Source organism: Acinetobacter marinus (genome assembly GCF_900096915.1).
GTDB lineage: Bacteria > Pseudomonadota > Gammaproteobacteria > Pseudomonadales > Moraxellaceae > Acinetobacter > Acinetobacter marinus.
Genome location: NZ_FMYK01000005.1, coordinates 113,531 through 127,345, shown reverse-complemented (window position 1 = coordinate 127,345; position 13,815 = coordinate 113,531). Strand labels below are relative to the sequence as shown.

5 protein-coding genes are annotated in these 13,815 nt (G+C 44.1%); 3 read left to right on the top strand and 2 right to left on the bottom strand.

Features of this window, described 5'->3' with window-relative positions:
• Positions 1 to 189 precede the first annotated feature (189 nt).
• The 3 genes from rpoB to BLQ60_RS10310 all read left to right on the top strand — a co-directional run bounded on the left by rpoB (position 190) and on the right by BLQ60_RS10310 (position 10,888).
• On the top strand, positions 190 to 4,278 hold the full coding sequence (gene rpoB / locus BLQ60_RS10320; RefSeq protein WP_092619900.1) for a DNA-directed RNA polymerase subunit beta: 4,089 nt from the start codon (positions 190 to 192) through the stop codon (positions 4,276 to 4,278).
• Positions 4,279 to 4,433: 155 nt separating this feature from the next.
• Positions 4,434 to 8,621, top strand: coding sequence for a DNA-directed RNA polymerase subunit beta' (gene rpoC, locus BLQ60_RS10315; protein ID WP_092619897.1), 4,188 nt, complete (start codon positions 4,434 to 4,436; stop codon positions 8,619 to 8,621).
• A 101-nt stretch (positions 8,622 to 8,722) separates the two neighbouring features.
• A complete protein-coding gene (locus BLQ60_RS10310) occupies positions 8,723 to 10,888 on the top strand; it encodes a tetratricopeptide repeat protein (RefSeq protein ID WP_092619894.1) in 2,166 nt (721 codons plus the stop codon).
• A 16-nt stretch (positions 10,889 to 10,904) separates the two neighbouring features.
• Here BLQ60_RS10310 and BLQ60_RS10305 read toward each other — a convergent pair whose 3' ends face one another.
• On the bottom strand, positions 10,905 to 11,936 hold the full coding sequence (locus BLQ60_RS10305; protein ID WP_092619892.1) for a formylglycine-generating enzyme family protein: 1,032 nt from the start codon (positions 11,934 to 11,936) through the stop codon (positions 10,905 to 10,907).
• The gene (locus tag BLQ60_RS10300) at positions 11,936 to 13,609 is read right to left on the bottom strand and encodes an arylsulfatase (RefSeq protein WP_092619889.1); all 1,674 of its coding nucleotides are present in this window, start codon (positions 13,607 to 13,609) and stop codon (positions 11,936 to 11,938) included. Before BLQ60_RS10300 ends, BLQ60_RS10305 begins: the two co-directional genes overlap by 1 nt.
• Between the last annotated feature and the right edge of the window lie 206 nt (positions 13,610 to 13,815).

Here is a 13,815-nt window from a genome sequence, read left to right as displayed (position 1 = left end):
GATGAAATAGAATGTTTAGTAATGTTTTTCTATATGTTTTACAACATTTTAGACGATATTGCTAAACATTTTATTGTCGCTTTTGGTGTTTTGCAGCTTTGAAAAGCGACGGTCAGCCCTTGACCTGATGATAACTACTGCTTCATCTCGTACTGCAGACGAGATGGGTTTAATGTCCGAGGAATCCAAATGGCATACTCTTATACCGAAAAGAAACGGATCCGCAAAAACTTTGGTAATTTGCCAAACATCATGGATGTTCCATACTTGCTCGCCATCCAAGTCGACTCGTATCGTACATTCTTGCAAGATGGCAAAACGCCGAAGAACCGTGAAGATATTGGCTTGCAAGCCGCATTTCGTTCCGTATTCCCAATTGAAAGCTATTCTGGGAATGCAGCTTTAGAGTTTGTCGAATATAGTTTGGGTAAGCCTGAGTTTGACGTGCGTGAATGTATTTTGCGTGGTTCGACTTATGCTGCACCTATGCGTGTCAAAATTCGTTTGATTTTACGTGATCGTGATACCAAAGCGATCAAAGATGTGCGTGAGCAAGAAGTCTACATGGGTGAAATGCCACTCATGACAGATAACGGTACCTTTGTGATCAATGGTACAGAGCGTGTCATCGTATCGCAATTGCATCGTTCACCAGGTGTGTTCTTTGACCATGACAAGGGTAAAACCCATTCAAGTGGTAAAGTGCTTTATTCGGCACGTATTATTCCTTACCGTGGTTCGTGGTTGGACTTTGAGTTTGATGCCAAAGATTTAGTCTATGTGCGTATCGACCGTCGCCGTAAATTGTTGGCGTCTGTGATTTTACGTGCCTTGGAATATACCACTGAGCAAATCCTCGGCTTGTTCTTTGAAAAAGTACCTGTCTATGTGGACATGGGTAGTTATCAGATTGACCTCGTTCCAGATCGTCTACGTGGTGAAATGGCGCAGTTTGATATTGCTGGCGAAGATGGCAAAGTCATCGTTGAGCAAGGGAAGCGTATCAATGCACGTCATGTGCGTCAGATGGAAGCGGCGAATCTTAGCAAATTGCCAGTCCCTGATGAATACTTGTACGAGCGCATTACTGCGGAAGACATTAGCTTAAAAGATGGTGAAATTCTTCCTGCAAACACGGTGATTTCACATGACATCTTGGTGAAAATCGCTGAAGCGGGCATTAAGCAATTCAATATTCTATTCACCAACGATATCGATCGTGGTTCATACATTGCCGATACATTGCGTGCTGACATTACACGTGATCGTGATGAAGCCTTGGTCGAAATCTATAAAGTGATGCGTCCAGGTGAGCCGCCGACCAAAGAAGCGGCTGAAAACCTATTTGGGAACTTGTTCTTTAGCCCAGAACGCTATGACTTGTCACCAGTTGGTCGTATGAAGTTTAACCGTCGTTTGGGTCGTCCTTATGACGTCGGTACAGATCACAAATCACGTCAAGTCGAAGGTGTGTTGTCTAATGATGACATCATCGATGTGATGCGTACATTGGTTGAGATCCGTAACGGTAAAGGTGAAGTCGATGATATCGATCACTTGGGTAACCGTCGTGTCCGTTCTGTCGGTGAAATGACAGAAAACCAATTCCGTGTTGGTCTAGTACGTGTTGAACGTGCGGTGAAAGAGCGTCTTTCTCAAGCTGAAACCGATAACTTGTCACCACAAGATTTGATCAATGCCAAGCCTGTGGCTGCGGCGATTAAAGAATTCTTTGGTTCAAGCCAATTGTCACAATTTATGGATCAAAACAATCCATTGTCTGAGATCACGCACAAACGTCGTGTATCAGCACTTGGGCCAGGTGGTTTGACCCGTGAACGTGCAGGCTTTGAAGTACGTGACGTACATCAAACCCATTATGGTCGTGTCTGTCCGATTGAAACGCCTGAAGGTCCAAACATTGGCTTGATCAACTCGTTGTCTGTCTATGCTAAAACCAACGATTTCGGTTTCTTAGAAACCCCTTATCGTAAAGTGGTTGATGGTGCAGTCACTGATGAGATTGAATACCTCTCTGCGATTGAAGAAGTGGGCACTGTGATTGCGCAAGCAGACTCTGCGGTAGATGCCAAAGGCGCATTTACGGATGAAGTGGTGTCTGTACGTCATCAAGGTGAATTCGTGCGTATGCCGCCTGAAAAAGTGACGCATATGGATGTTTCACCACAGCAGGTGGTTTCTGTTGCAGCGTCATTGATTCCATTCCTTGAACACGATGATGCCAACCGTGCATTGATGGGTTCAAACATGCAACGTCAGGCTGTGCCGACACTCCGTGCGGATAAGCCACTTGTTGGTACAGGCATGGAACGTCACGTCGCACGTGACTCAGGTGTCTGTGTCATCGCAAATCGTGGCGGTAAGATCGACTACGTGGATGCTTCTCGTATCGTGATCCGTGTTCACGAAGATGAAATGGTCGCTGGTGAAGCAGGTGTAGATATCTACAACTTGATCAAATACACCCGTTCGAACCAAAACACCTGTATCAACCAAAACATTATTGTCAATCAAGGCGATGAAGTTGCACGTGGCGATATCTTGGCGGATGGTCCATCAACGGATATGGGTGAATTGGCACTCGGTCAAAACATGCGCGTCGCATTCATGACGTGGAATGGTTATAACTTCGAGGACTCGATCTTATTATCAGAACGTGTGGTGCAAGAAGATCGTTTGACGTCGATTCACATCCAAGAATTGTCATGTGTTGCACGTGATACCAAATTGGGCTCAGAAGAAATTACTGCCGATATTCCAAACGTGGGTGAAGCAGCACTGTCTAAACTCGATGAGTCAGGTATTGTCTACATCGGTGCAGAAGTGACTGCAGGTGATATCCTCGTCGGTAAAGTGACACCAAAAGGTGAAACACAACTGACTCCTGAAGAAAAATTGCTTCGTGCAATCTTCGGTGAAAAAGCGGCAGACGTGAAAGATTCTTCTTTACGTGTACCGTCAGGCACTAAGGGTACCATTATCGATGTACAAGTCTTTACCCGTGATGGCGTGGAAAAAGACGAACGTGCCTTGGCAATCGAAAAAGCACAGCTGGATGCCTATCGCAAAGACTTGAAAGAAGAATTCAAAATCTTCGAAGAAGCTGCACGTGAACGTATGATCCGCCTACTGGATGGTCAAACTTCAAACGGTGGCGGTACCACCAAACGTGGCGATAAGTTGACTGCGGACTTCTTATCTGGTCTTGAGTTGGTTGAATTAAAAGAAGTTCAAGCCAATGATGAAGAAGTTGCTGAGCGTATGAATCAAATCTTGGCATTCTTACAAGAGAAGAGCCAAGAGATTGATGAGAAATTCGCTGAGAAAAAACGCAAAATCGCACAAGGTGATGAGCTTACTCACGGTGTACTCAAAGTCGTTAAAGTCTACTTGGCTGTGAAACGTCGTATCCAACCGGGTGATAAGATGGCGGGTCGTCATGGTAACAAAGGTGTTGTATCTAACATCTTGCCAGTTGAAGACATGCCACACGATGCCAATGGCGTGCCTGTAGATGTGGTGTTAAACCCACTCGGTGTACCATCACGTATGAACGTGGGTCAGATTCTTGAAACGCATTTGGGTCTAGCGGCTAAAGGCTTGGGCGAACAAATCGACAAGATGATCAAGCAACAACGTGCGATGGCAGATCTACGTGACTTCTTAGACAAGATCTACAACAAAGTTGGCGGTGCACAAGAAAATCTGGATAGCTTGACTGATGAAGAAGTGCTAAAACTTGCAGGCAACTTGCGTGGTGGTGTCCCACTAGCAACCCCTGTATTTGACGGTGCAGAAGAAGGTCAGATCAAAGAGTTACTAGAACTTGCAAGCTACTCACGTACAGGTCAAGTTGAGTTGTTCGATGGTCGTACAGGTGATAAGTTTGATCGTCCTGTGACTGTGGGTTATATGTACATGCTCAAACTCAACCACTTGGTGGATGACAAGATGCATGCACGTTCGACTGGTTCTTACTCATTAGTGACGCAACAACCGCTTGGTGGTAAAGCACAATTCGGTGGTCAGCGTTTCGGTGAGATGGAAGTCTGGGCACTTGAGGCTTATGGCGCTGCGTATACCCTTCAAGAGATGTTGACAGTCAAGTCAGATGACGTCGAAGGTCGTACCCGTATCTATAAGAACATCGTTGATGGTAACCATTATATGGATCCAGGTATGCCTGAGTCATTCAACGTATTGACCAAAGAGATCCGTTCTTTAGGTATCAACATTGAACTGAAAAATGGTGACTAAGACATCTCCCCCAGCCCCTCTTTATTAAAGAGGGGAGCAAGTCCCCCTTTACAAAGGGGGATTTAGGGGGATTAGAGATTCCCAATTTCAGTTAAGAAACAATATTTGTGACCCAGTTGTGAAGTGTAAATCTCCACAACACACGGAGAAAAAAATTGAAAGACTTGCTCGATATCATGCGCAAAAAAACGGATAACGATGGTCAAACACCATTTGAGTTTGATCGTATCCGTATTGGCTTAGCATCACCTGAAGTGATTAAATCATGGTCTCATGGCGAAGTGAAAAAGCCTGAAACCATCAACTACCGTACGTTTAAGCCTGAACGTGACGGTTTGTTCTGTGCCAAAATCTTTGGACCAGTCAAAGATTACGAATGCTTGTGTGGTAAATACAAGCGGATGAAATATAAAGGCGTCATTTGTGAAAAATGTGGCGTTGAAGTTACCACTGCAAAAGTACGTCGTGAGCGTATGGGGCACATCGACCTTGCGTCACCAGTTGCACATATTTGGTTCTTAAAATCATTACCGTCCCGTATCGGTCTATTACTTGATATGACACTACGTGATATCGAACGTGTATTGTATTTCGAATCTTATGTCGTGACTGATCCGGGCATGACCACGCTTGAGAAGTACCAATTATTAACTGACGAAGATTATTACAATGCTTTAGAAGAGTATGGTGATGAATTCGCAGCGAAAATGGGTGCTGAAGCGGTTCAAGACTTGCTGAAAGATATCGATCTTGAAGCTGAAATTTCTCGTTTACGTGAAGAAATTCCACAGACATCTTCTGAAACTAAACTCAAGAAAATGTCTAAACGTTTGAAATTGATGGAAGCGTTCAAAGATTCAAACAACAAACCTGAGTGGATGGTAATGAATGTATTGCCAGTACTTCCACCAGATTTGCGTCCGTTGGTTCCACTTGAAGGTGGTCGTTTTGCGACTTCGGACTTGAACGATCTTTATCGTCGTGTGATCAACCGTAACAACCGTTTGAAACGTCTTCTTGATTTGTCTGCACCAGACATCATCGTGCGTAACGAAAAACGGATGCTGCAAGAATCTGTTGATGCCTTGCTCGACAACGGTCGTCGTGGTCGTGCAATCACGGGTTCGAACAAACGTCCACTCAAATCTTTGGCAGATATGATCAAAGGTAAGCAAGGTCGTTTCCGTCAGAACTTGCTCGGTAAGCGTGTCGATTACTCTGGTCGTTCGGTGATTACCGTAGGTCCTACACTACGTTTGCACCAGTGTGGTCTACCGAAGAAAATGGCACTTGAGCTATTCAAACCATTTATCTTTGCCAAACTACAATCGACTGGTCAAGCAACAACCATTAAAGCTGCGAAGAAAATGGTTGAGCGTGAAACCCCAGAAGTTTGGGACGTACTTGCACACGTGATTCGTCAGCATCCTGTGATGTTGAACCGTGCGCCAACACTTCACCGTTTGGGTCTACAAGCATTCGAGCCTGTATTGATCGAAGGTAAAGCGATTCGTCTGCATCCGCTGGTCTGTACCGCATTTAACGCCGACTTTGACGGTGACCAAATGGCGGTACACGTACCACTGACACTTGAAGCACAGCTTGAAGCACGTGCCTTGATGATGTCGACCAACAACATCTTGTCACCTGCCAATGGTGAGCCGATCATCGTGCCTTCTCAAGATGTGGTCTTGGGTCTGTACTACATCACTCGTGATGCGGTGAATGCCAAAGGCGAAGGTATGGTGTTTGCGGATACTCACGAAGTCAACCGTGCACTCGCAACTGGTCAAGTGGCAATGCACGCTCGTGTGAAGGCACGTGTGCATCAGACAGTGATCAGCGAATCAGGTGAGCGTCATCAAGAAACTTTGGTTGTCGATACCACACCAGGTCGTTGCTTGCTTTGGGAAGTCGTACCTGCGGGTCTCAGCTTTGCTGAAATCAACGTGGAAATGACCAAGAAAAACTTATCCAAGTTGATCAACTCTTGCTACCGTAAACTCGGTTTGAAAGATACCGTGATTTTTGCCGATCAATTGATGTATTTGGGCTTCCGTCAAGCGACTCGCTCAGGTGTATCTGTTGGTATGGAAGACATGGTGATTCCACCGACTAAAGACCAAATCATTGACAAAGCAGAAGCTGAAGTCCGTGAAATCGAACAACAGTTCGAACAAGGTTTTGTGACTGCGGGTGAGCGTTATAACAAAGTGGTCGATATTTGGGCACGTACCAACGACCAAGTTGCCAAAGCGATGATGGATAACTTGTCATTTACCACTGTGAAAAACAAACAGGGTGAAGACGAGAAGCAAAAATCATTTAACTCGATCTACATGATGTCTGATTCAGGTGCCCGTGGTAGTGCGGCGCAGATTCGTCAGCTTGCAGGTATGCGTGGTTTGATGGCGAAACCAGATGGTTCGATCATTGAAACGCCGATTAAAGCGAACTTCCGTGAAGGTTTGACGGTACTTCAGTACTTCATCTCAACTCACGGTGCACGTAAAGGTTTGGCGGATACCGCACTGAAAACTGCGAACTCAGGTTACTTGACTCGTCGTTTGGTTGACGTAGCGCAAGACTTGGTAATCACTGAGCCAGATTGTGGCACTTTAGACGGTCTAGTGATGACGCCGCTGATTCAAGGTGGTGACGTGATCGAGCCATTACGTGACCGTGTACTTGGTCGTGTGATTGCAGAAGACGTGATCATTGATGGCGAAGTGAAATTCCCACGTAACACATTCATTGATGAGCAAATGGCAGCACGCTTAGAAGAAGCGGGTGTCGATGAAATGAAAGTACGTTCAGTGATTGCCTGTGAAGCAGACTTCGGTGTTTGTGCGAAATGTTATGGTCGTGATCTTGCACGTGGTCATATCGTCAATCCAGGTGAGTCTGTCGGTGTTATGGCAGCGCAGTCGATTGGTGAGCCAGGTACACAGTTGACAATGCGTACATTCCACGTTGGTGGTGCAGCGAGCCGAACTTCGGCAGCGAACAGCGTACAAGTGCGTAACAAAGGTACGGTACGTTTCCACAACATCAAGACGGTACAACATGCCAAAGGTCACTTGGTGACGACTTCTCGTTCTGGTGAGATTGGTATTGCTGATGAGATCGGTCGTGAGCGTGAGCGTTATAAAGTGCCTTATGGTGCGTCGATCTTGATCAAAGATGGTGAAGCAGTCGAAGCTGGCGGTATCGTGGCAACATGGGATCCGCATACGCATCCACTCGTGACCGAAGTTGCGGGTAAAGCACGTTTCAGCCAAATCGCTGATGGCGTGACTGCAACATCGAAGACCGATGAAGCAACAGGTATGAGCACAGTAGAGATTCTACCTGTGACTTCACGTCCTGCATCTGGTAAAGACTTACGTCCTGCAGTGGTCTTGGATACTGTAGATGGCGAAGAGCAATTTTACTTCTTGCCACAAAATACCATCTTGACCGTACGTGATGGCGAAACCATCGGTGTCGGTGATGTAATTGGTCGTGTACCACAAGAATCGTCACGTACACGTGATATTACCGGTGGTCTACCACGTGTTGCCGACTTGTTCGAAGCACGTAAGCCAAAAGAGCATGCAATCCTTGCAGAAATCTCTGGTGTGGTGAGCTTTGGTAAAGAAACCAAAGGTAAAAACCGTTTGGTGATCACGCCTGATGATGGTTCTGAGATCTATGAAGAATTGATTCCAAAATGGCGTCAAATTAACATGTTCGAAGGTGAGCGTGTAGAGCGTGGTGAAGTAGTGTCTGATGGTCCACAAAACCCACATGACATCTTGCGTCTGAAAGGTGAAGTGGCATTGACCAACTACATCGTCAATGAAGTGCAAGACGTTTACCGCTTACAAGGTGTAAAAATCAACGATAAGCACATCGAAGTGATCGTACGTCAGATGCTCCGTAAAGTAGAAATTACCGATGGTGGTGATTCGAGCTTTATCAAAGGCGAACAAGTCGATTACATCCGTGTGGTGGGTGAAAACCAAGCACTATTGGCGCAAAACAAATTCCCTGCGAAATTTGAACGTCAATTGATGGGTATCACCAAAGCATCATTGTCGACTGACTCGTTCATCTCTGCGGCATCGTTCCAAGAAACCACACGTGTCTTGACTGAAGCTGCGGTAACGGGCAAAGAAGATGATCTACGTGGTCTGAAAGAGAATGTCGTGGTGGGTCGTTTGATTCCATCTGGTACAGGTCTTGCGCATCACTTGGAGCGTCGTCGTCAAGAAGCTGAAGACGCTGAACAAGAGCTCGTAAATGACTTCTCTGAAGTGGATCAAGCCTTAAGCCAAGCGTTCAATGAAGAGCAGTTTTAAGCGCTATACATTGGAATAAAGCATTGAAATAAAAAGAGTCCTTCGGGGCTCTTTTTTGTTGTAGGATAGGTAAGGAAAATAAAATAAGGCTCGGAAGAACCATGACATTATCAGTAAAAGAACTATCAGAGGAAATTGAAAGATGCATAGAGAAAAATCCGAACTATGAATTGACCACTAAGCAATTAGAGAGCATCCATCAATTATCTGCGCAACATCAAGCAGTAGTATGGTTATTATTGGGATTACTGTATGAGAATGTGGGGAATAACAAGGATGCTGAACAAGCCTATAAGAATGTAAAGCAAGAAGATGATAAGGAAAAGTACGGCAAAGCTCAATTATATTTAGGGATGTTATATAAAGAACAAGGTAAGTCACATGAAGCAGAACAAGCCTATCAACAGGTAAAGCGAGAAGATAATAAAGAAGCTTATGCCAAATCCCAATTTAGTTTAGGGTTATTATATCAAGAAAATGGAAAGTTAGCAGAAGCAGAGCAAGCCTATCAACAGGTAAAACGAGAAGATAATAAAGAAGCTTATGCCAAATCCCAATTTAGTTTAGGGTTATTATATCAAGAAAATGGAAAGTTAGCAGAAGCAGAGCAAGCCTATCAACAGGTAAAACGAGAAGATAATAAAGAAGCTTATGTTAAAGCCCACTTAAATTTGGGGGTATTATATAAACAGCAAGGAAAATTAGATGAAGCAGAGCAAGCCTATAAAACTATAAAACGAGAAGATCGTAAAGAAAGCTATGCTAAAGCCCAAATGAATTTGGGAATATTATATAAACAGCAAGGAAAATTAGATGAAGCAGAGCAAGCCTATAAAACTATAAAACGAGAAGATTCTGCTAAACACTATGCATATGCGCAATGGAATTTGGCATTTTTACACTTTGCGCAAACGAGTAAAGTCAATTGTGGGTATTTACGTCGAATATTGCTGTCTGATGATGCAAAAACCTACGCAGAAGCACAGTATGAATTAGCAAAATATTATAAATCAATTGGTAAAATTTCGCAGGTTATTGAACATTGGGAAAATATTAAAGCTATTCATTCAAGAAAAACTTACGAAAAAGTGATTTATCCGCTATATATTTATAGAAAAATCCAACAACATAGAACACATAAAAGATGGTTGGAAATATTTGATAAAGTTGACGAAATTAAAAAATTACTTTTGATTGATCCAATCCATGAAGGTGAGATTGCGCATTATACGCTTCCAGACATTGCTAAAATTTTACTTGCAAATGAAACCTGTGGCTTTGGTCAGGTTAGTCCGATGCGCTTATCTACGATTGACTTGATGAACGATCCGACAGAAGGTGCTTTGCTCAATCGTTTTCTAGGTTTAGATACTCGCTATGTGCGTACAGAGGATAAAGCATTTATTAGCTGTTTTACCTTTCATCATGACTCACTCAATCAGTTCAGACTTTATGGAAAAAATGAGCAAAAAGAGGCAACTGGCGTAAGTCTAGTTTTAAATCATGAATATTTCTCATCAGATAGCATCACCAATAATATTCGAACGACAAATATTTCAGAAAAAATAGAAAATGATGCACTGAAAGATAGCAAAAGTATGATCAGTGAGATTTCTACAAAAGATGAAATAGCCGTCAAAGAAAATGATGAACCTTTAGACAATATTAAAGAAATTGCAAAACCAAAATGCCTTGAGATGAAGTTGCCACTATATCGCTGTATTTATTTTGATTCGGACTCAGAACTCATCAAAGTTGCGCATCGAGAAGAATGGACATTCTGCCGAAAAGAAGGGCGTGCGCAGAGTAAAAATTGGGCAGAATACGAGCAGTACATTAAACAGGTCGAAAAAGACTGTAGTGTAAAGCTCGAAGAGCTAAAGCAGTTGGTCAGCCAAGTCTATAAATCCATTAAAAAAGATGTTGAAGGTCAACAAGATCAAGCGGAATTGTTGGCGGAAATTTTATTACCGATTCGATATTTGATGAAACATATGGCGTTTAAGGAAGAACAAGAATGTCGCATTGTCTATGTGACACAGTGGAATGATGATGTGATTCAGTACGATGCTGAGCATAGCAAACGCTTTTATATAAATTATGGTCAAGATATGGTGAAACATTTGCAGAAAATCTATCTTGCACCGTATGCACAACAAGAACGGAATATGTTTGAGTACATCGTTGCACATGCACAACAAAATGGTCGAACTGAGCAGGACATTAAAGTCCGACTGTCACACAATCCATTCCGGCAGTACAGTTGAGCCCGAGCAATAGCAATCAATCCCCTCGATAGACTGTACGAAATCCAACATGCGTCGCCGCCAGATCAAACTCTTGCGGATAACGACTACTGCTACGAAAACGTGCACAAAAATTATTGGCACATAAAAATGATCCACCTTTGATCACATAAGGCGTCACTTGCGTTTTCAGTTGACGTAGAGATTGATAATCCCCCATGTGCTGATCATGCGCACCATGATACGGCGAGCTAGTCCACTCCCAGACATTGCCAATCATGTCATATAGCCCAAAGGCGTTGGCTGGAAAACAACCAACAGGCGCAACACCTTCAAAGTGATCAAGCTTGCTGTTTTGATAAGGAAACTCACCTTGCCAGTAATTCGCTTGAGGCTGTTCATGATGGTTTTTCGGTTCTTGGTGCATTGGCGTGTCTTGGCGATCGCCTGCTTTGGCAGCATATTCCCACTCCAACTCAGTGGGTAAGTCATGCCCAAGCCAGACAGCATAGTGTTCTGCATCATTTTTGCTGATGTAACGCACAGCTTCACTTGGCTTTGGCGCTTTGCCATTTAACCCATTTGGGGTTTTCCATGTATAACCTGATCTGAGTTGCCACCATTGCGATGTCGGTTGTGATGGTTGTGTGGATTGATTCGGTTGCACTGCGCTTTCAGTAGATTGTGGTGCAAAAACCGCTGCTTGCTGTTGCTTTTCGGCATCGGTGACATAGCCTGTAGCCTCGATAAAACTACGAAATTGTGCAACCGTCACTTCGGTTTGATCGATCCAATAGCCACCACTGTGCCGTGTCTTTTCGCCAAAATTCAGTTCATCTTGATAGGCAAGGTCAGAGCCGAGTTGAAATTCTCCCTTGGGAATCCATCGCATGCCTGCGATTTTCTGCTTTTGCCATTGCGCAGGCAGTCCTGAATATTGCTGGCAACTGCTCAGCGAACCGAGTTTTAACGCTGTTGATTGTACGTTGGTGTGCTGTTGTTGAGCACCACAGCCTGCATAAAGCAAGCTGAGTGATAGCGCAGAAATGGTAAAAAAGCGAGTGTTCATTATTGCACGTATTCCTGTACACCATTGTCCTCAGTGTATTTTTGATAAATATTGAGGAGTTCTTGCACTTTGTTCGGATATATTTCGGCTAGGTTTTGCGTTTCGCCACGATCTGCTTTGAGATTGTAGAGTTCCCATGCGCCTGTACCGAGCTTGCTATTGGCTTGATAGGCAATTTTCCAGTCGCCTTGTTTGGCATATTTAAAGCCGTGCAGTTCATCAGCAACGCTAAAATTGTCAGGGCGAATCGTGGTTGCTCGATTTTCCAAAACATTACGCCATGAGTAACCACTTGGATTATTGATCACACGACCATTGTATTGGTCTTTTGGCAGGTCAATATCGGCATAGTCCAATACGGTTGGTAGTACATCGAGTACCGAAGCAAAGCCATGGTGTGCGGTTTCGGCGGATTGTTGCTTGGGAAGTTTGACGATGGCAGGTGCGGTCGTGCCGCCTTCGCCTGCGGTGCCTTTCCAAAGGTGAAAGGGTGCTGCACTGACTTCGCCCCAACGTGGTCCGATGGTGTAATAGGATTGATCTGTACCTAGATTGGCATAGCTATTGTCAAAAGCGCCAGCAGGTAATGCACGATGATTGCCTTCTGCACCATTATCGGAAACAAAGAAAATCAAAGTATTGTCGTATTGACCTGTTTCTTTGAGATAATGAATCAAACGCCCGATATTGTGGTCGAGATTTTCCACCATGCCTGCGTAGATCTCCATGCGACGTGCTTCATCAGTTTTTTGCGCAGTCGTCAGTTCATCCCATTGACCATTATTCGGTAATGAGGTCGCCGTATCTAAAGGCGTAGCAGGTGTGAAATTGGCAGGAATGACGCCCAATTGTTTTTGCTTGGCGATCCGTGCGTTACGAATCACATCATAGCCGACATCATAGACACCTTTGTATTTCTCACGATAGCTACTTGGTGCTTGGATTGGCCAATGCGGAGCGGTGTAGGCAGCATAGGCGAAGAAAGGTTGCTTTGATGCTTTATTGCTTTCTAAGAAGCCGATGAGTTTGTCGGTATAATAATCAGTTGAGAAAAAGTCATCGGGTAAATCAGAAACTGGCACCTGCACACCATCTTCGGTATAGGTGGCATTGCGTGCATAGCCTTCAGGCGTATGCTTAAAGTGCAAGTCATATCCTTGTAATAAGGTAAATGAGCGCTCAAAACCACGCGCTTTGGCATTGGTTTCAGGGGTTAAGCCGAGATGCCACTTGCCACTGATATAGGTATGGTAGCCATTGTCTTTTAAGACTTCGGCAAGCGATAACGAACGCTCGTTGAGATAACCCTCATAGCCTGGTTGACCCTGTAAATGTGCAGGCAATAACTCTGCCATTGAGCCAATACCCGCTTGATGGTGATCTGTTCCTGAGAGTAATTGCGATCGTGTTGGCGAGCAGGTCGGTGCGGTATGATAATCTGTCAACAAACGCCCTGCATTGGCAAGTGCATCTAAATTCGGCGTGCTGATTTCACTACCAAAGGCGCCAATGTCGGAATAGCCTAAATCATCCGCCATGATAAATAGCACATTCGGTTGCGACTTGGCTTCGGTGTGCTGATCGTTATCTTTGTTGTCATCATCATTACATGCTGATAATCCCAGACTGAAAAAAGCGATGGATACGCTGAGAAATAACGTTTTTTTATACATTGTGCTTTGACCTATAATTTATGGTCTGGCAAGCATAGAAAAGTCGGCTCAGCTTGAGAAATAATTAAAACTTCAAAACAAATCAATGAAATGGATAAAGCAGATGGATCGTGTAAATGAATTGAACTCTTGCCAGTTCACAAGTGCAAAAATCGAATATGATGAAATGCGCATGATCTGGATTTCATCAAACTGGGCAAGTTGCT